The organism is Mesorhizobium sp. WSM4844 (assembly GCF_055811775.1).
Map to the genome: position 1 here is coordinate 1 of NZ_JBVVQB010000088.1, position 18,563 is coordinate 18,563.

Genomic DNA, 18,563 nt, shown 5'->3' on the forward strand with positions numbered 1-18,563 from the left:
GTGGGGGAGATGCCCGGCAGGGCAGAGGGGGGCGCTATCCCGCCAGCCTGTCGATCATGGCGAGATTGGCTCGTTGCCGCTTTCGCCAATCCTCATGCCGCCATCGCCACGCCGTCCAACTCCCTGACGGCGTCCTCCGGCAGATCGAGTTCGGCCGCGGCGAGGTTCTCCCGCAAATGCGCAACGGAAGACGTGCCGGGGATGAGCAGGATGTTGGGCGCGCGACCGAGCAGCCAGGCGAGCGCGACCTGCATGGGCGTGGCGTCCAGGCGCTGAGCGACGCCGGACAGGGTAGACGACTGCAGCGGGTTGAAGCCGCCGAGCGGAAAGAACGGCACATAGGCGATACCGTCGCGGGCGAGTTGGTCGATCAAGGCATCGTCGCCCCGGTGCGCCAGATTGTATTGGTTCTGCACGCAGACGATCCTGGCGATCCGTCGCGCCTCTTCGATCTGTGCAGACGTGACATTGCTGAGCCCGATATGACGCACCAGGCCCTGTCGCTGAAGCTCGGCCAGCACAGTGAGCGGCGCCTCAATCGAGCCTTCGGCCGGGCCATGCGCGTCGAACATGATCCTGAGATTGACGACGTCGAGCACGTCGAGCCCGAGATTGCGCAGATTGTCGTGCACCGCCCGGGTCAGCTCTTCGGCCGAGAAGGCCGGCAGCCATGATCCGTCTTCGCCGCGCCTGGCGCCGATCTTGGTGACAATGACGAGGTCGTCCGAATAGGGCGCGAGCGCCTCGCGGATGAGCAGATTGGTGACGTGCGGCCCATAGAAATCGCTGGTGTCTATGTGATTGACACCGCGCGCAACAGCTTCGCGCAGCACGGCCAATGCCGCGCCATGGTTCTTGGGCGGACCAAAGACGCCGGGTCCTGCGAGTTGCATGGCGCCGTAGCCGAGCCGCTTCACGGTGCGGTCGCCGAGAGTGAACGTGCCGGGAAGGTCAATGCTGGACATGGTCTATCTCCGTTCAAGATGTGAGGCTGGAGATAGGCGCTGTCCGATCTCACGATAATTGGCTACATTCCGCACGGGCTGTGCGGAATATCGAACAATGAAGATCGATCTTGGAGATCTGAACGCCTTCGTGGCCGTGGCGCGGGCCAAGGGTTTTCGCGATGGCGCCCGCGCCAGCGGCGGCAGTGCGTCGGGCTTGAGCGAGGCGGTGCGCCGCCTCGAGACGCAGTTCGGTGTCAGGCTGCTCAACCGGACGACCCGCAGCGTCGTCCTGACCGAAGCGGGCGCGAGCTTGCTGGCTCGGCTCGGCCCTGCCTTGACCGAGGTGGAATCGGCCCTCGACGTTGTGAATGGCTTCCGCGACAGGCCGGCAGGTACGTTGCGCCTCAACGTGCCGGTCAGCGCGGCGCGGCTGGTGCTGCCCAGCATCGTCCCGGGGTTTCTCGCTGCCTATCCCGGCATCCGGCTGGAGGTGATCGCCGAGGAGAGCTTTGTCGACGTCCTGGCGGCAGGCTGCGATGCCGGCATCCGTTACGACGAGCGGCTGGAACAGGACATGATCGCGGTGCCGATCGGACCGCGCCTGCAGTGCTTTGCCACCGCCGCCAGCCCTGACTACCTTGATCGCCATGGCCGGCCGCAACACCCGCGCGATCTGCTCGGCCACGCTTGCCTGCGCGGCCGCTTCGCCAGCGGGGCGATGCCGCCATGGGAATTCGAGCGCGACGGCGAGGTGGTGCGGGTCGATCCGACGGGGCCGCTTCTCGTGACCCTGGGCGGAGCGGCCGATCTCGCCGTCGATGCAGCCATCGCCGGTACCGGCATTGTCAGCCTGTTCGAGGATTGGCTTCGCCCTTACTTTGAGAGCGGTGCGCTCGAACCCGTCCTCGAACCTTGGTGGCAGAGCTTCCCCGGGCCGTTCCTCTATTATCCCGGCCGGCGTCTCGTGCCGGCGCCGTTGCGGGCGTTTATCGACTTCATCAAGGTACCGGCCGATCGTTCCTAAATTTGGGCCAGGTTCACCAAAAGAAAAGGCCGCCCGGAGGCGGCCTTTTCGAATGTCTGAAGCTGCGCGGTGCTTAGCGCTTCGAGAACTGGAACGAGCGGCGGGCCTTCGCCTTGCCGTACTTCTTGCGCTCGACGACGCGGCTGTCGCGCGTCAGGAAGCCGCCCTTCTTGAGCACGCCGCGCAGCGCCGGCTCGTAATAGGTCAGCGCCTTGGAGATGCCGTGGCGCACGGCACCGGCCTGGCCGGAAAGGCCGCCGCCGATGACGGTGGCGACGATATCGTACTGGCCGGCGCGGTTGGCGGCGATGATCGGCTGGTTGAGGATCATCTGCAGGACCGGGCGCGCGAAATATTCGGCGAACACCTTGTCGTTGACGACGATCTTGCCGGAGCCGGGCTTCACCCAGACACGGGCGATGGCGTTCTTGCGCTTGCCGGTGGCATAGGCGCGGCCCGACTTGTCGAGCTTCTGGACGTGGACGGGTGCAGCCGGCTGCGTGTTGGTGTTGCCGGTGGCAGTTCCGAGTTCTGCGAGCGAGGAAAGCTCAGCCATTTTACGAAACCTTCTTGTTCTTGGCGTTCAGCTTGGCCACGTCGAGCGTGACGGGCTGCTGGGCGACATGCGGATGTTCCGTGCCTGCATAGACGCGGAGATTCTTCATCTGGCGACGGCCGAGCGGACCACGCGGGATCATGCGTTCGACGGCCTTCTCGACGACACGCTCGGGGAAACGGCCCTCGAGCAGCTGGCGCGCGGTGCGCTCCTTGATGCCGCCGGGGTGGCCGGTGTGCCAGTAATAGACCTTGTCGGTGAATTTCTTGCCGGTGAACACCACCTTGTCGGCATTGATGACGATGACATTGTCGCCGTCGTCGACATGCGGGGTGAAGGTGGGCTTATGTTTGCCGCGAAGATGGTTGGCGATGACAGTGGCGAGACGGCCGACGACGAGACCCTCGGCGTCGATCAGCACCCACTTCTTCACCACATCCGCAGGTTTCTGCGAAAAGGTTGCCATGGATTGTTGCTTTCGGTTCGGACCTTCCCCATCGACGAACGACAAGGACAGGCGTTTCTTGTTGCTTGGGTTGACGCCGAGCGCTCGCCCGCCGCCAATAACAAAACGGCGGCCTTTGCGGGCCGCTGTTCCGTGAGGGCTTATAGGCGATGGGGAGGTATCACGTCAAGGCGAATAAAAAGGCGAGTAGCGCAGAAACTGAAGCAAAAACAAAGGATTGAATAGCAGGTATTATTTTACCACATTGATTAGTGTTAATTGCGGTGCCGAACCTGGCCTTAGTGCTTTGCCTCGATCTCCTTGCGGGCCGCGCTGGAGAGGAACGCAGATCGCGTTATGCCGCGTTCGCGCGCTGCGATGTCGATCGCCCGCAAAACGCCGCGCTCGAAAGTCACGTTTGCCCTGACGACGGCGCTGTCATTATCGATGAGCGGCACCGAGACCAGATAGGCTCCTTTGGCGAGCGCGTTGCGTATGTCCGGAAGCGCGACAATCGCTTCGTGGTTGGACGGCTCTGGAACGGGCATATCCTCTGCCCACAACTGCAAGGCTTCAACGGCATTCGGCACGATGTCTTCCGCCGCGTCCGCAGCCGAAAAGCAGCCGGGAATGTCCGGAAAGCGGATGCCGAATGCGCTGTCGGGATCTTTGTCGACCAATGCGAAATAGTTCTTCATTTGCAATCTCCAGGACGCTTCAGTTCGTCCTTATCCAGCCTGCCTGCTTGGCGATCGCGCGAGCGGTACCGGTTGGCAGATCCTTCTCGGGATGCGGAACGATCAACACAATCTCGCCCCTTCGGAATTTGTGATGCGAGCCGCGTACGGAAATCAGTTCGAAACCGTCCTCCTTGAGACGCTTCACGATCTTGCGGCTGTCACGTTCCAGCAAAGGTCACCTATGCGCACATATATACACATCAACCGGAAATGCAATTGTCAAGATGGCGACCGCTTCGGCGGGATCGAATAGGTTCCCGTCGCGTGCGCTACCGTATGTCCGTCCGGTCCGGCGACGATGTCGATTTCGAATACCATCAGGCTCTTGCCAAGCTTCAGGATGCGGCAATGGCCGTCGATCGGTCCGGCCTCGGCCTTGCGGACAAAATTGATGTTGAGATTGGTGGTGACCGAAAGCGCGTCCGGCCCGGCATGCGAAAGCACGCAGACATAGCCGCCGATGTCGGCCAGCGTGAACAGCGACGGGCCCGACACGGTTCCGCCGGGGCGCAAATGCCGCTCGTCGGCATTCAGGCGCACCGTGCAGCCGCCCGCAAACACCTCGATCGCTTCGTAGAAGGTGAACTGGTCGTTGAGCTGCGGATAGACGGTCTCCATCAACGCATTGACCTGCGCCGCGGTCAGCACCGGCTTGAGATTGTTTTGGGCAGGCATAGGCGGTTTCCTGTATGTGCCGTGGCCTGAGAAAACACGCCTTAAGCCTGTTCTTCAATCGGCAGCGTGCTAGTTCTTTTGTTCCATGGCCCGCGAATCCGATGCCGCTGGCCAATGATGAGGTTGGAGACATGGGAAGAGGTTTGAAAATGGCTGAAATCGTCGCCATCAAGCCGGCTGTTGCCGAAGGTCCTGTTATCGCGAGACTGGACGAGGGCGTGCTCCGCCTGACGCTCGCCAATCCGCCGGCCAATGCGCTGTCGCTGGCGGTGATGGCGGCGCTGACGGCGGAACTCGACCGCGCCAAATCCGACAGATCCGTCCGCGTCATCGTCCTGGCGGCCGCAGGAAAAATGTTCTGCGCCGGACACGACCTCAAGGAAATGACCGCGCGCCGCACCGATGCCGATCGCGGCAAGGCGTTCTTCGAGGAGACGTTTTCCGCCTGCGCGGCACTGATGCAGGCGATTGTGCGCCATCCCAGGCCGGTGATCGCCGAGGTCGATGGCCTGGCGACGGCGGCCGGGGCGCAACTGGTCGCGAGCTGCGATCTGGCGATCGCCTCGCACGAGGCGACCTTCTGCACGCCGGGCGTCAATATCGGGCTGTTCTGCTCGACGCCGATGGTGGCGCTGTCGCGCAACGTTTCGCGCAAGCACGCGATGGAGATGCTTTTGACCGGTGAGACCATCGATGCGGCGACGGCCAAGGAATTCGGCCTCGTCAACCGCGTGGTGCCGCGCGAATATCTGAATCAGATTGTCACCAAATATGCGCAAACCATTGCTGCCAAATCGTCTTTGGTGGTCAAGACCGGCAAGGAAGCCTTCTACGCGCAGGCCGAGATGGGGCTGGCTGAGGCCTACGCCTATACCGGCCGCGTCATGGTCGACAACATGCTGGCGCGCGACGCAGAAGAAGGCATCGGCGCCTTCATCGGCAAGCGCAAGCCCGAATGGACGGACGACTAGATATGGAAGCCCGCATCTCCATCATCACCATCGCCGTCGACGATCTCGAGCGCGCCACACGCTTCTACGAGGCGATGGGCCTGACCCGCCATGCCGGCATCACCGACGGCGTCGCCTTTTTCCAGATGGGCGGCGTCATTCTCGGCCTGTTCCCGCGCGCAAGCGCCGAAGAGGATTCGGGCATCACCTTCGGCACGGCTCCGTCGGCGATCTACCTCGCCTACAACACCCGTTCCGACGCGGAGGTCGATGACGTGCTGACGATGGCCGAGAAGGCCGGCGGCCGCATCGTCAAGCCGGCCGGCCGCGCCTTCTGGGGCGGCTGGTATGGCTATTTCGCCGACACCGAAGGGCATGTCTGGGAAGTGGCGCACAATCCGGCTTTTCCGATCGCGGAAGACGGCAGCATCTCGCTGCCGGGTTGAGTGCGTTTCCCACCGCTTTCGACGATACCGATCATTTCCGCATGATGCGCAGTTTTCTGCAACGATCCGGATGGTTTTCTCGCCGAGGCTCTGTATGAGGAAGAGGCATGAACCATGACGCCTATGACAATGCCTATATCGCCGGCATCCTCAATTCGGTGAAGACCATCGCCATGGTCGGCGCGTCCGCCAACGATGTGCGGCCGAGCTATTTCGTGCTGAAATACCTGCTGGGCAAGGGGTTTTCCGTGTTCCCGATCAACCCCGGCCAGGCCGGCAAGGAAATCCTTGGCCGGATGACCTATGCCAGGCTCGCCGATGTTCCCGAGCCGATCGACATGGTCGACGTCTTTCGCGGCTCGGCGGCGGTGCCGGGCGTTGTCGACGAGGTCTTGCGGCTCGATCCGTTGCCGAACGTCATCTGGATGCAGCTTGGCGTGCGCCATGACGAGGCAGCCGCACGCGCCGAGGCCGCCGGCATCAAGGTGGTGATGAACCGCTGCCCCAAGATCGAATATGGCAAGCTGTCAGGCGAGATCGGCTGGACCGGCGTCAACTCAGGCGTGCTGTCGTCGAAGAAGCCGCTGATGCGGCCGGGATTCCAGAGTTTTGGCGTCCGCCGGAAGTAGGTGGTGAATGGTGAATAGTGAATAGTGAATGGTGAATAGAAGGATTTTTCCGGAAGGCGGCCACAGCGGCATATGAGCCGCTTGCAATCAGGATGGGGCTGGCCGACCTTGCCTTCACCATTCACCATTCACCATTCACCATTCACCATTCACCATTCACCATTCAGCATTCAGCATTCAGCATTCAGGGGAGGTAATCCATGACCCGCACGCCCGGTTTCAACACGCTCGCCGTCCATGCCGGCGCCAAGCCCGATCCGGCGACCGGCGCGCGTGCCACGCCGATTTATCAGACGACCTCCTTTGTCTTCGATGATGCCGACCACGCCGCTTCGCTGTTCGGGCTAAAAGCCTTCGGCAACATCTACACCCGGATCATGAACCCGACGCAGGCGGTGCTGGAAGAGCGTGTCGCGGCACTCGAAGGCGGCACCGCGGGTTTGGCCGTCGCGTCGGGCCATGCCGCGCAGGTGCTCGTGTTCCACAACCTGATGCAGCCCGGCGACAATTTCGTCGCCGCGACAAGGCTTTACGGCGGCTCGATCAACCAGTTCGGCCACGCCTTCAAGAATTTCGACTGGCAGGTGCGCTGGGCCGACACCAACGACGTCTCGACCTTCGAAAGCCAGATCGACGACAGGACCAAGGCGATCTTCATCGAGAGCCTTGCCAATCCGGGCGGCGTCTTCGTCGACATCGAAAAGATCGGCGACATCGCCCGCAAGCACGGCCTGCCGCTGATCGTCGACAACACGCTGGCCTCGCCCTATCTGGTGCGGCCGATCGAGCATGGCGCCGACATTGTCGTGCATTCGCTGACCAAGTTCATCGGCGGCCACGGCAATTCGATCGGCGGCGCCATTGTCGACGGCGGTACCTTCGACTGGTCGAAATCCGGCAAATATCCGATGCTGTCTGAGCCGCGCCCCGAATATGGCGGCCTCGTCCTGCACGAAACATTTGGCAATTTCGCTTTCGCCATTGCCGCGCGCGTGCTCGGCCTGCGCGACATGGGCCCGGCGATCTCGCCCTTCAATGCGTTCTTGATCCTGACCGGCCTGGAAACCCTGCCGCTCAGGATGCAGCGCCATTGCGACAATGCGGTCACCGTCGCCGCGTGGCTGTCCAACCACCCAAAAATCGCCTGGGTGTCCTATCCCGGCCTGCCCAGCGACAACAACAATGCGCTGCAGAAGAAGTACTCGCCGCTTGGCGCCGGTGCCGTGTTCACCTTCGGCCTCAAGGGCGGCTATGCGGCGGGCATCAAATTCGTCGAGGCGCTCGAACTGTTCTCGCACCTCGCCAATGTCGGCGACACCAAGTCGCTGGTCATCCATCCGGCATCGACCACGCATCGGCAACTGTCCGACGAGCAGAAGGTCGCGGCCGGCGCTGGGCCGGATACGGTCAGGTTGTCGGTCGGCATCGAGGATGTCAACGACATCGTCGCCGATCTGGAACAGGCTCTCGCCAAGGTCTGACCTCTGCTGCAAGGAGTTTCCATGACCGCGCCAAAATTCCTCTCCGTCGATATTGAAAGTGTCGAGCCGGAACCTGGCGCGCCGGCGCCGGATCGGCTGATTTCAGGCGATCCAAAGTTCCGCACCTGGAATGTCGAGGAACGCGACGGTGGCCTCTATGCCGGCATCTGGGAGGCGACGCCGGGCAAATGGCGCATCGAATACGACGAGTGGGAGTTCTGCCACATCCTGTCGGGCGTTTCGGTGATTTCAGAGGAGGGCGGCGAGGCGCGCACCGTCAGGGCCGGCGACAGTTTCGTGCTCAGGCCAGGCTTTAAGGGAAGCTGGGAAGTGCTTGAAACGACACGCAAGGAGTATGTGATCAAGCTTTGATCATTGCCCGGTGTGCACGACGAGTCTTTCCAGCCCGTGGAAATGATAGGTGTCGCGAAAACGCTGCTGTTCGGCCAGATGCAGCCGCGGCAGCCGGTCGAACAAGGTTTTCAGCGATACCTGCAATTCGAGCCGGGCGAGCGGCGCGCCGATGCAGAAATGAATGCCGGCGCCGAACGAGACGTTCTTCTGGTCGGCGCGATCCGGCCGGAAGGCGAGGGGCTCGGCAAAGGCCGCCGGGTCGTGATTGGCCATGCCGAGCAGCAGGCCGATCGTCTCGCCCGGCCGCACCAGAATGCCGGGACCGACCTCGATGTCTTCATAGACATAACGCGTGAACATGTGCAGCGGCGCGTCGAAGCGCAGGCATTCCTCGACCGTGGCGGTGGTCGTTTGTGGCGAGGTGAAGAAGCGGCGCGGGTCGCCGCCTTGCGCGAGAATCGCGCGCACCGCATTGCCGGTCTGGTGGACGGTCGCCTCGTGGCCGGCATTGAGCAGCAGGATGGCCGAGGACACCAGCTCGTCCGCCGAGAGTTTTTGGCCATCGTCTTGCGCCGAGATCAGCAGCGACAACAGATCGTCGCCGGGTTTTTTGCGCCGCTCGGCAACATGGCCGCGCAGGAAATCCGAAAAATCATGTGCTGCGCGATTGGCCGTCTCTTCCGTTTGGCGGGTGCGGCCGTGCATGTACATGGCGACCATCCGATGCGACCAGTCGAGGAGTTGCGGTCCCATCTCGACCGGCACGCCGAGCATTTCGGCAATGATGGTGATCGGCAAAGGCGATGCGAAGGCTGGCAGCAGGTCGACCTGGCCCGGCTCGAAACGGTCGATCAGATCGTTGGCCAGCGCCTCGACGCGCGGCCTCAGCCGCTCGACCTGGCGCGAGACGAAGGCGCGGTTGACCAGCGTTCTGAGCCTGGTGTGAACGGGCGGTTCCAGCTCCAGCATCGAATTGGCCTCGATGCCGTCGAAGCTGCCGAGATGGCTGCGATCCTCGCCGACGCCGCTTCTGTCAGGGATGCCGGCCGGGTTCTGGCGGCCGAAGCGGCGGTCGCGCAGCAGCCGGCTGACGTCGTCGAAGCCGCCGAAGCACCAGAAGCCGAACTCTTCCCAGAAGAAGACATTCGATGCGCCATGCATGAAGGCATAGGCCGCGTAGGGGTTCTGGAAGAATGCCGCCTCGTGTGGATCGAGCCGCACATGGCGGGTGGAGGGATTGAAGGCCAGGTAAGTCGGTGGCACCAAATCGGTCATTGTGGATCATTAGCGCGGCTTGCCAGCTTGACGCCAGACCGTATGTTGGCGCCCGGTGATCCTTCGTGTTGGCCAGCCGGCGCGGCTGCGGAAAGACTGACTTGATGAATGTGATCGTGGTTGGCGCAGGCATTGCGGGGCTGTCGACGGCCTGGTCGCTGGTCAAGGCCGGGCACCGGGTCTCGATCGTCGAGCAGGGACCGATTCCCAATCCGCTTGCCGCCTCGGGCGACCATCACCGCGTCATCCGCCGCGCCTATGGCGCAGCCTCGGGTTATGGCCGGCTGATCACCGAAGCCTATGCGGCCTGGGACGAGATGTGGGCCGATTTCGGCGAGAACCATCTCGACCCGCGCGGCTTCATCTGCATTTCGCGCGAGCCGGGAGACGAGGCCGAGGAATACCGCGAGGGCATGGAAGCCGGGAACTACCCGATCGAACTGTTCGAGCCGGACGCCGCGGCCAAGCGCTGGCGCTTCCTGCAGCCCGGCTCGTTCCGCTACGCGTATTTTTCGCCGGAAGGTGGTGCGCTGCATTGTCGCAAGATTGCCTCCCGCCTCGCCGAATGGCTGCGGAGAACCGGCGCCAATGTCTACGAAAACAGCAAGGTGACGGAGGTCGACGCCGAGGCTGGCCGCCTCGTGCTTGAAAGCGGCGAGACGATGCAGGCCGACCGCATCGTCGTCACCGCTGGCGCCTGGGTGCTGAAACTGTTTCCGGAGCTGGGCGGCGAGCTGAAGACCTGGCGCACCGCGCTCGCCTATGTCGAACCGCCGGCGGATCTGAAAGCAGCATGGCATTCAGCCCCGGTCATCCTCGATGTCGGCGGCGCCGTCGACGGCTACGTGATCCCGCCGTCCGGCGGCGCCGGCATGAAATTCGGCTCAGGGCTGCACAGGGTGCCGACCAGCGATGCCGACTGGAACCGCCAGCCGGTGGCGGGCGAGGGCGAGGCTATCCGCGACCTGTTTTCGCCGCCGATCGCCCGTGTCGAAGAATACAAGGTCACCGAGGTCGTCACCTGTGCCTACACCTTCACCGCCGACGAAAAGTTCCTGGCGCATGAGAAGGGCAAATGCCTGGTCGTCTCGGCCTGCTCCGGCCACGGCTACAAGTTCGGCGCGGCGGTCGGCAGGCGTGTCGCAGCGACCGTCGGCAATGGCGACGTCGGCGGCTTGAAAGCGTGGCTGCGGGCCGAGGCGGTCTGACCTAAAACCGGCAGTGCCGCGCAATACGCACCTGCCGCCAGCGCGACGAGCCCTCGCGGACCAGAACCCGGCGCGCCACTGTCTGGTAGGTGGCGGGAAAATTGACGATCCGCCGCTGCTCCGGCTGCACCAGAACCTCTTCGGCGACGCTCTCGTACTCGGCGGGGCTGACGACGCGCCGCTGGCGCTCAGGCTGCACCACCACGGTCTCGGCCACCCGTTGATAGCGCGCCTTGTGCCTGATCTTGCACAGCACCTTGCGGCCGTTGATGACGCGCCATTCCCAGGAGTAGCCGCCATCGACCTTCACCGTGCGGTAGATGGTGCGGGTGACGGCAGGTACGATCTCGTAGCTGACACGCGCCGGTGCGATCTGCACCACCCGCTCGCGCGTCCCGTAGATCGCAGGAACGGATTCCACCTGCTGACCGGCCGGGCTGACGAGCACGTTTTCGTAGACGGTCTCGTAGATGGCCGGCCTGTTGACCTGCTCGTAGCACTCGACGGGGCGCCCGCCGGCAGCTGTTTCGGACACCATGCCGAAGACGGCGAGGCTGGCGATGGCCGAGGAAGCCGTTTTCCCGATCATTGCATCCCCCCAGTTTGAACTTTCCACGCAAGCTCAACGTTGAATTGTAGGGGAAGCCGTGTCCCGGGAAAGCAGTTTCGGCACATTTCGTTAAGCGACGCGGTTAAGAAACTGTTACCCGGCAGCGCAGCCGCGCCGCTTCAACAGCAGCCGGCTCAGCTTCGGGCGAATTCTGTGCAGAAACCTTGATTCGACTTAACCGGATGGCTAGGAGGGGCGGCCTTGCGCTAGGGTGAGCCGACATCCTATTTACAGGGATAACGATCCAGAACCGATTCTGCCCGACTTGCTCATCTCCGGCGCCGGAATCCCATCTTCAATAAGGGATAGTCCATGAAGAACCCCGTCGAAACCTACATGAACCTCGTTCCGATGGTGGTCGAGCAGACCAATCGCGGCGAGCGGGCCTACGACATTTTCTCGCGGCTCCTGAAAGAGCGCATCATTTTCATCACGGGTCCGGTCGAGGACGGCATGGCGACGCTGGTCTGCGCGCAGCTCCTCTTCCTCGAGGCGGAGAATCCGAAGAAGGAAATCAACCTCTACATCAATTCGCCCGGCGGCGTCGTCACCTCGGGCATGGCGATCTACGACACCATGCAGTTCATCAAGCCTGCGGTGGCGACGCTGTGCATCGGCCAGGCCGCCTCGATGGGCTCGCTGCTTCTCACCGCCGGCGAGAAGGGCATGCGCTTCGCCACGCCGAACGCCCGCATCATGGTCCACCAGCCTTCCGGTGGTTTTCAGGGCCAGGCTTCCGACATCGAGCGCCACGCCCAGGACATCATCAAGCTGAAGCGCCGCCTCAACGAGGTCTATGTCAAGCACACCGGCAAGAGCTACGACGAGATTGAAAGGACGCTCGACCGCGACCATTTCATGACCTCCGACGAGGCCAGGGATTTCGGCCTCATCGACAAGGTCATTTCGTCGCGTGAGCCGATCGAGGGTCTTGCCACATAAGCCGGTGGCAGCTGGATGGCGGGAAAACACGCTTTTGATGCCGCTTGCGGCATTTCGGCCACAATTGGCTGTTCCCTCGACGGGAGCGATTGCCTACGTTAAGCCTATGTTGATTTTCGACGGCTTAGCTTTGTGCGGGGTTGATGCGAATCATTGCGACGTTTTCTGATATGTGTTTCGTATGGAATGCGTTGCGGGAGCCGGACTACTGGCGGCGGCGATTTCCCGCGATAGATTGAGTTATGCGCCCTTTCAACCAGACCATCGGCGGGCGGCTATGAAAGGACATGAAAATGAGCAAGGTCGGCAACAGCGGCGGTGATTCCAAGAACACGCTTTATTGCTCGTTTTGCGGGAAAAGCCAGCACGAAGTACGCAAGCTGATCGCCGGCCCGACGGTGTTCATCTGCGACGAATGTGTCGAGCTCTGCATGGACATCATCCGCGAGGAGAACAAGACCTCGATGGTGAAGTCGCGCGAGGGCGTGCCGACCCCGCAGGAGATCCTCAAGGTTCTCGACGACTACGTCATCGGCCAGCCCTACGCCAAGCGCGTGCTGTCGGTGGCCGTCCACAACCACTACAAGCGCCTCGCGCATGCCGGCAAGAACAACGACGTCGAACTGGCGAAGTCCAACATCTTGCTGATCGGCCCGACCGGCTGCGGCAAGACGCTGCTCGCGCAGACGCTGGCCCGCATCATCGACGTGCCGTTCACCATGGCCGATGCGACGACGCTGACCGAGGCCGGCTATGTCGGCGAGGATGTCGAGAACATCATCCTCAAGCTGTTGCAGTCGGCCGACTACAATGTCGAGCGCGCCCAGCGCGGTATCGTCTACATCGACGAGATCGACAAGATTTCGCGCAAGTCGGACAATCCCTCGATCACCCGTGACGTGTCGGGCGAGGGCGTCCAGCAGGCGCTGTTGAAGATCATGGAAGGCACGGTCGCTTCCGTGCCGCCGCAGGGCGGCAGGAAGCATCCGCAGCAGGAATTCCTGCAGGTCGACACCGCCAACATCCTGTTCATCTGCGGTGGCGCCTTCGCCGGGCTGGACAAGATCATCTCGGATCGCGGCCGCAAGACCTCGATCGGCTTCGGCGCTACCGTCGCGTCGCCCGAGGATCGCCGCACCGGCGACGTTTTTCGTCTGGTCGAGCCTGAGGATCTGTTGAAGTTCGGCCTCATTCCCGAGTTCGTCGGCCGCCTCCCGGTCCTGGCAACGCTGGAGGACCTCGACGAGCCGGCGCTGATCCAGATCCTGACCGAGCCGAAGAACGCGCTGGTCAAGCAGTACCAGCGGCTGTTCGAGATGGAGAATGTCGACCTGACCTTCCACGAGAATGCGCTGTCGGCGATCGCCAAGCGCGCCATCGAGCGCAAGACCGGCGCGCGCGGCCTGCGCTCGATCATGGAGGCGATCCTGCTCGACACGATGTTCGAGCTGCCGGCGCTGGAGGGCGTGCGCGAAGTGGTTATTTCGGAAGAGGTGGTGTCCGGCAACGCCAGGCCGCTCTACATCTATTCCGAGCAGAAGGAAAAGAAGGGCAACGTCAGCGCCTGACGCCAGCCCTGCAGTGGAGTTCTTAAAACGGCGCCGCAAGGCGCCGTTTTGCTGTTTGCGGCTGGGCAGGCTATGATGAACGGCCCGACTTGTGATGAACAGCCCGACTTGATGAACAGCCCGACTTGATGAACGGATTATGACGGATTGGATGAACGGTTTCGTGACGACCCTTGATCTTTGCCTCGCTTGCTTCCAACTAACGGTGGAAGGCCGTGGCGCCGAATTCTGTGCTGTAAAACTCCCGTCACAAACGGTGGTAGGCGGAACCATCCCCGGTCGTTAATATGAGAATCGCGGTTGGCCGATTGGCGGTCGCGACATGAAAGGTTGGACAATGGCCAAAATATCCAAGGCTCCCAGCGACGGCGTCTTCGCAGTCCTCCCACTGCGCGACATCGTGGTGTTCCCGCACATGATCGTTCCGCTCTTTGTCGGGCGTGAAAAGTCGATCAAGGCGCTGGAAGAGGTGATGGGTCAGGAAAAGCAGATCCTGCTTGCGACCCAGATGAATGCCGCCGATGACGATCCCGAGTCCGATGCGATCTTCGACATCGGCACGCTCGCCAATGTGCTGCAATTGCTGAAGTTGCCGGACGGCACCGTCAAGGTGCTGGTCGAAGGCGCCTCGCGCGCGAAAATCGTTTCGTTCACCGACCGTCCCGACTTCCACGAGGCCCGTGCCGCGGCGCTGGTCGAACCGGATGAGGAAGAGGTCGAGGTCGAGGCGCTGGCCCGTTCCGTCGTCACCGACTTCGAGAACTACGTCAAGCTGAACAAGAAGATCTCGCCCGAAGTGGTCGGTGCCGCCAGCCAGATCGACGACTATTCCAAGCTCGCCGATACGGTCGCCTCGCATCTCGCCATCAAGATCCCCGAGAAGCAGGAGATGCTGGCCACGCTTTCGGTCAAGGAGCGGCTGGAAAAGGCGATGGGCTTCATGGAAGCCGAAATCTCCGTCCTGCAGGTCGAGAAGCGCATCCGCTCGCGCGTCAAGCGCCAGATGGAGAAGACGCAGCGCGAATACTACCTCAACGAGCAGATGAAGGCGATCCAGAAGGAGCTCGGCGAGGGCGAGGACGGCCGCGACGAGGCCGCCGAGATCGAGGCGCGCATCAAGAAGACCAAGCTCTCCAAGGAGGCCCGCGAAAAGGCGGAAGCCGAACTGAAGAAGCTGCGGACGATGTCGCCGATGTCGGCTGAATCGACCGTCGTGCGCAACTATCTCGACTGGATCCTGTCTATACCGTGGGGCAAGAACTCCAAGGTCAAGCAGGATCTGGCCTTCGCGCAGAACGTGCTCGACACCGACCATTTCGGCCTCGACAAGGTCAAGGACCGCATCGTCGAATATCTCGCCGTGCAGAGCCGCCAGAAGAAGCTGAAGGGGCCGATCCTGTGCCTCGTCGGACCTCCCGGCGTCGGCAAGACCTCGCTCGGCAAGTCGATCGCCAAGGCGACCGGCCGCGAGTTCATCCGCATGGCGCTGGGCGGCGTGCGCGACGAGGCCGAGATCCGCGGTCACCGGCGCACCTATATCGGCTCGATGCCCGGCAAGGTCATCCAGTCGATGAAGAAGGCGAAGAAATCCAACCCGCTCTTCCTGCTCGACGAGATCGACAAGATGGGCCAGGATTTCCGCGGCGACCCGTCGTCGGCGTTGCTCGAGGTGCTCGATCCCGAGCAGAACTCGACGTTCATGGACCACTATCTCGAGGTCGAATACGACCTGTCGAGCGTGATGTTCGTGACCACGGCGAACACGCTGAACATCCCTGCGCCCTTGATGGACCGCATGGAGATCATCCGTATCGCCGGCTACACCGAGGACGAGAAGATCGAGATCGCCAAGCGCCACCTGATGCCGAAGGTGATCCGCGATCACGCGCTGCAGCCGAAGGAGTTCTCCGTCGGCGAGGACGCGATCCGCGGCATCATCCAGACCTACACCCGTGAAGCGGGCGTTAGGAGCCTGGAGCGCGAGCTGATGAAGCTCGGCCGCAAGGCGGTGACCGAGATCCTGAAGACGAAGAAGAAGACGGTTGACATCACCGCGGACAATCTCGCCGATTACCTTGGTGTTCCGCGCTTCCGCTTCGGTCAGGTCGAGGCCGACGATCAGGTCGGCGTTGTCACCGGGCTCGCCTGGACGGAAGTCGGTGGCGAGCTGCTGACGATCGAAGGCGTCATGATGCCCGGCAAGGGCCGCATGACGGTGACCGGCAATCTGCGCGACGTGATGAAGGAATCGATCTCGGCGGCGGCCTCCTACGTCCGCTCGCGGGCTCTCGATTTCGGCGTCGAGCCGCCGCTGTTCGACAAGCGCGACATCCACGTCCACGTGCCCGAGGGCGCAACGCCCAAGGACGGACCGTCGGCCGGCGTGGCGATGGCGACGGCGATCGTCTCGGTGCTGACCGGCATCCCGGTCAGGGCCGACGTGGCGATGACCGGCGAGATCACGCTGCGCGGCAGAGTGCTGCCGATCGGCGGGCTCAAGGAGAAGCTGCTTGCAGCACTGCGCGGCGGCATCAAGAAGGTGCTGATCCCGGAAGACAACGCCAAGGATCTGGCGGAGATTCCGGACAACGTGAAGAACGGTATGGAGATCGTTCCGGTCGGGCGGGTCGGTGAAGTCTTGCGCCATGCGCTGGTGCGTATGCCGGAGGCGATCGAGTGGGTCGAGCCGGTCAATGCGCCGGCCGCGGTGGATGCCGGAGACGACGCCAGCAAGTCGCTAGCTCATTAGAGCGCCGCGCGTCCAATTGGACGCGCAAAGGACGCTCTAACGCTATTGAGTCTATGCGTGATCCTTTCCGAAAACCGAAACCGGTTTTCGGGGTCACGCATTAGCACGTGCTAAAGTTGCAATGCACAACGGAGAGCCGGGCCTAGAGCCCGGCTCTTTCATGTGAAAAACCCCGGAATTCCGGGGTTTTTTCGACTCTTTTGACGCTTTTCGACTTGGTTGCGGAAGCGCTTCTTTCTAAAGTCCGTTTCCTGCCGGATGAGTCGTACGTTCCGGTTTCTCATGGAAGGGAATTTTTATGAACAAGAACGAACTGGTGTCCGCTGTCGCCGACGCCGCGAGTATTTCGAAGGGTGACGCGCAGTCGGCGGTCGATGCGGTGTTCTCCGTCATCACCGGCGAACTGAAGAAGGGCGGCGATGTCCGGCTTGTCGGCTTCGGTAATTTCACCGTGTCAAAACGCGCTGCCTCGACCGGCCGCAATCCGCAGACCGGCGCGGAAGTGCAGATTCCGGCGCGCACCGTGCCGAAGTTTTCAGCCGGCAAGGGCCTCAAGGACGCAGTCAACTAAGCGGCCTTCGTACCCGTTTCAGGGACCAGAAAAGCCGGGCATGCCCGGCTTTTCCTTTCCGCCCGATCTTTTGTCTCGGCTGGCAACCGTCGAGGTGATGGGAGCAGGCGGCTCTATGCCGTCGGTGCATCGGCGCGCATCAGCCCTTCCTGCTTGAGATCGGCCCAGAGTGCCGATGGCAGCTTAGCGTCGAGCAGCGACCGGTTGCTTTCGACCTCGCTCGGCCGCTGGCCGCCGGGGATCACCGACACCACCGAAGGGTGCAGCAGCGGAAATTGCAGTGCCGCCTCGATCAGGCGCACGCCGTGGCGTTTGCAGACAGCCTCGATGCGCGTGACGCGGTCGAGGATATCCTGCGGCGCCTCGGTATAATCGTAGTAGGCGCCGGGCTTCGGACCGGTTGCCAGGATGCCGGAATTATACGGCCCACCGAGAACGATGCCGATGCCGCGCTTCTGGCATAGCGGCAGGAACGATTGCAGCGCCTCTTGCTCCAGCAGCGTATAGCGCCCGGCAAGCAGGAACAGGTCGAAGTCGCCGCGCTCGGCAAGTGTCTGGGCAACTTGCCATTCATTGATGCCGCCGCCGAACGCCTTGATGACGCCCTGGTCACGCAGGGACAGCAGCCCGTAATAGCCCGAGCGCATGAACTCCTCGATGCGCTGGTCCGCGGCCTCCTTGCTGCCATGCGTGAAGACGTCAATGTCGTGCACGAAAAGGATGTCGATGCGGTCGACGCCGAGGCGTTCCAGCGAGGCTTCGAAGGAGCGCATGATGCCGTCATAGCTGTAGTCAAAAACCTCGCGGCGCGACGGCGTGTCGAAGAACTTGCCGATGCCGGTGCGCTGGTCCGGCGGGCAGGCGCGCATTATGCGGCCGACCTTGCTCGACAGCACATAGTCGTCGCGCTTTTTCGAGCGCAGGAACGGATTGAGCCGCGTTTCCGACAGGCCAAGCCCGTAGAGCGGCGCGGTGTCGTAGTAGCGGCAGCCGACCCGCCATGCGGCCTCCATGGTGGCGTTGGCATCCTCGTCGGAGACGGCGCGATAGAGGTTGCCGAGCGGCGCCGTGCCGAAGCCGAGTTCCCTGAACGCGATGCCGCCATTGCCAATGCGGTCGAAATGCCTTGTCTTCATATGCTGCCTTTTCCTTATTTCTAGCGCGGTTCTTCCTTCTCCCCTTGTGGGAGAAGGTGGCCGCGATGCGGCCGGATGAGGGGTGTTCCAGGGAACGCCAACGCCTCATTTCTTCCAGCACCCCTCATCCGTCTCGGCGCTGCGCGCCGATCCACCTGGCGCGGTTCTTCCTTCTCCCCCTGTGAGGGCTTTGCACGGGGGCCGAAGTTTGACGCAGATGGCGCATGGGGCGTTTTTTGAAACGCAATCAGGCCACA

Annotated in this window: 20 protein-coding genes; 11 read left to right on the forward strand and 9 right to left on the reverse strand. The window is 62.5% G+C overall.

What is annotated here, in order from left to right; genetic code table 11:
• Positions 1 to 92 precede the first annotated feature (92 nt).
• Positions 93 to 965 (reverse strand): aldo/keto reductase family oxidoreductase, encoded by an 873-nt coding sequence (locus AC0L2A_RS34300; protein ID WP_473612620.1) that lies wholly within the window; start codon positions 963 to 965, stop codon positions 93 to 95.
• A 97-nt stretch (positions 966 to 1,062) separates the two neighbouring features.
• On the opposite strand from AC0L2A_RS34300, the gene AC0L2A_RS34305 reads away from it, so the two are divergent.
• A complete protein-coding gene (locus AC0L2A_RS34305) occupies positions 1,063 to 1,971 on the forward strand; it encodes a LysR family transcriptional regulator (protein WP_473612621.1) in 909 nt (302 codons plus the stop codon).
• Positions 1,972 to 2,044: 73 nt separating this feature from the next.
• Here the strand turns inward: AC0L2A_RS34305 and rpsI are convergent, their stop codons facing one another.
• The 5 genes from rpsI to AC0L2A_RS34330 form a co-directional block, all read right to left on the reverse strand.
• Positions 2,045 to 2,527, reverse strand: coding sequence for a 30S ribosomal protein S9 (gene rpsI / locus AC0L2A_RS34310; protein WP_027155304.1), 483 nt, complete (start codon positions 2,525 to 2,527; stop codon positions 2,045 to 2,047).
• A gap of 1 nt (position 2,528) precedes the next feature.
• The gene (gene rplM, locus AC0L2A_RS34315) at positions 2,529 to 2,993 is read right to left on the reverse strand and encodes a 50S ribosomal protein L13 (RefSeq protein WP_023798353.1); all 465 of its coding nucleotides are present in this window, start codon (positions 2,991 to 2,993) and stop codon (positions 2,529 to 2,531) included.
• Positions 2,994 to 3,271: 278 nt separating this feature from the next.
• Positions 3,272 to 3,670: a type II toxin-antitoxin system HicB family antitoxin gene (locus tag AC0L2A_RS34320; protein WP_091591496.1), complete on the reverse strand. Its 399-nt coding sequence runs from the start codon at positions 3,668 to 3,670 to the stop codon at positions 3,272 to 3,274.
• Positions 3,671 to 3,689: 19 nt separating this feature from the next.
• On the reverse strand, positions 3,690 to 3,881 hold the full coding sequence (locus tag AC0L2A_RS34325; RefSeq protein ID WP_473612631.1) for a type II toxin-antitoxin system HicA family toxin: 192 nt from the start codon (positions 3,879 to 3,881) through the stop codon (positions 3,690 to 3,692).
• A 50-nt stretch (positions 3,882 to 3,931) separates the two neighbouring features.
• A complete protein-coding gene (locus AC0L2A_RS34330; RefSeq protein WP_473612622.1) occupies positions 3,932 to 4,387 on the reverse strand; it encodes a PaaI family thioesterase in 456 nt (151 codons plus the stop codon).
• Positions 4,388 to 4,536: 149 nt separating this feature from the next.
• On the opposite strand from AC0L2A_RS34330, the gene AC0L2A_RS34335 reads away from it, so the two are divergent.
• The 5 genes from AC0L2A_RS34335 to AC0L2A_RS34355 all read left to right on the forward strand — a co-directional run bounded on the left by AC0L2A_RS34335 (position 4,537) and on the right by AC0L2A_RS34355 (position 8,265).
• Entirely contained in the window at positions 4,537 to 5,358 is an 822-nt protein-coding gene (locus AC0L2A_RS34335; protein ID WP_473612624.1) for an enoyl-CoA hydratase, read from the forward strand.
• Between the two features lie 2 nt (positions 5,359 to 5,360).
• Positions 5,361 to 5,783, forward strand: coding sequence for a VOC family protein (locus tag AC0L2A_RS34340; RefSeq protein WP_287054895.1), 423 nt, complete (start codon positions 5,361 to 5,363; stop codon positions 5,781 to 5,783).
• Between the two features lie 107 nt (positions 5,784 to 5,890).
• The gene (locus AC0L2A_RS34345) at positions 5,891 to 6,412 is read left to right on the forward strand and encodes a CoA-binding protein (protein WP_287120401.1); all 522 of its coding nucleotides are present in this window, start codon (positions 5,891 to 5,893) and stop codon (positions 6,410 to 6,412) included.
• Positions 6,413 to 6,612: 200 nt separating this feature from the next.
• Positions 6,613 to 7,893 carry an O-acetylhomoserine aminocarboxypropyltransferase gene (locus AC0L2A_RS34350; RefSeq protein ID WP_473612625.1) on the forward strand — a complete coding sequence of 427 codons (1,281 nt, stop codon included), beginning with the start codon at positions 6,613 to 6,615 and terminating at the stop codon, positions 7,891 to 7,893.
• A gap of 21 nt (positions 7,894 to 7,914) precedes the next feature.
• Positions 7,915 to 8,265, forward strand: a complete 351-nt coding sequence (locus AC0L2A_RS34355) for a cupin domain-containing protein (RefSeq protein ID WP_091591484.1) — start codon at positions 7,915 to 7,917, stop codon at positions 8,263 to 8,265.
• Here AC0L2A_RS34355 and AC0L2A_RS34360 read toward each other — a convergent pair whose 3' ends face one another.
• Positions 8,266 to 9,522, reverse strand: a complete 1,257-nt coding sequence (locus AC0L2A_RS34360; protein WP_473612626.1) for a cytochrome P450 — start codon at positions 9,520 to 9,522, stop codon at positions 8,266 to 8,268.
• 104 nt (positions 9,523 to 9,626) lie between these two features.
• Here AC0L2A_RS34360 and AC0L2A_RS34365 point away from each other — a divergent pair, with 104 nt between their 5' ends.
• A complete protein-coding gene (locus AC0L2A_RS34365) occupies positions 9,627 to 10,730 on the forward strand; it encodes an NAD(P)/FAD-dependent oxidoreductase (protein WP_473612632.1) in 1,104 nt (367 codons plus the stop codon).
• Position 10,731: 1 nt separating this feature from the next.
• On the opposite strand, the gene AC0L2A_RS34370 is transcribed toward AC0L2A_RS34365, so the two are convergent.
• A complete protein-coding gene (locus tag AC0L2A_RS34370) occupies positions 10,732 to 11,319 on the reverse strand; it encodes a hypothetical protein (RefSeq protein ID WP_473612628.1) in 588 nt (195 codons plus the stop codon).
• 333 nt (positions 11,320 to 11,652) lie between these two features.
• Between AC0L2A_RS34370 and clpP the strand changes: the two genes are divergently transcribed.
• From clpP to AC0L2A_RS34390, 4 genes are all read left to right on the forward strand, one after another.
• Positions 11,653 to 12,282, forward strand: coding sequence for an ATP-dependent Clp endopeptidase proteolytic subunit ClpP (gene clpP, locus AC0L2A_RS34375; protein WP_091591479.1), 630 nt, complete (start codon positions 11,653 to 11,655; stop codon positions 12,280 to 12,282).
• Between the two features lie 293 nt (positions 12,283 to 12,575).
• Positions 12,576 to 13,850, forward strand: coding sequence for an ATP-dependent Clp protease ATP-binding subunit ClpX (gene clpX, locus AC0L2A_RS34380; RefSeq protein ID WP_027155315.1), 1,275 nt, complete (start codon positions 12,576 to 12,578; stop codon positions 13,848 to 13,850).
• Between the two features lie 337 nt (positions 13,851 to 14,187).
• On the forward strand, positions 14,188 to 16,599 hold the full coding sequence (gene lon, locus AC0L2A_RS34385; protein WP_128182053.1) for an endopeptidase La: 2,412 nt from the start codon (positions 14,188 to 14,190) through the stop codon (positions 16,597 to 16,599).
• Between the two features lie 298 nt (positions 16,600 to 16,897).
• Positions 16,898 to 17,170, forward strand: coding sequence for an HU family DNA-binding protein (locus AC0L2A_RS34390; RefSeq protein WP_023798342.1), 273 nt, complete (start codon positions 16,898 to 16,900; stop codon positions 17,168 to 17,170).
• A 113-nt stretch (positions 17,171 to 17,283) separates the two neighbouring features.
• On the opposite strand, the gene AC0L2A_RS34395 is transcribed toward AC0L2A_RS34390, so the two are convergent.
• On the reverse strand, positions 17,284 to 18,306 hold the full coding sequence (locus tag AC0L2A_RS34395; protein ID WP_473612629.1) for an aldo/keto reductase: 1,023 nt from the start codon (positions 18,304 to 18,306) through the stop codon (positions 17,284 to 17,286).
• Positions 18,307 to 18,563 lie beyond the last annotated feature (257 nt).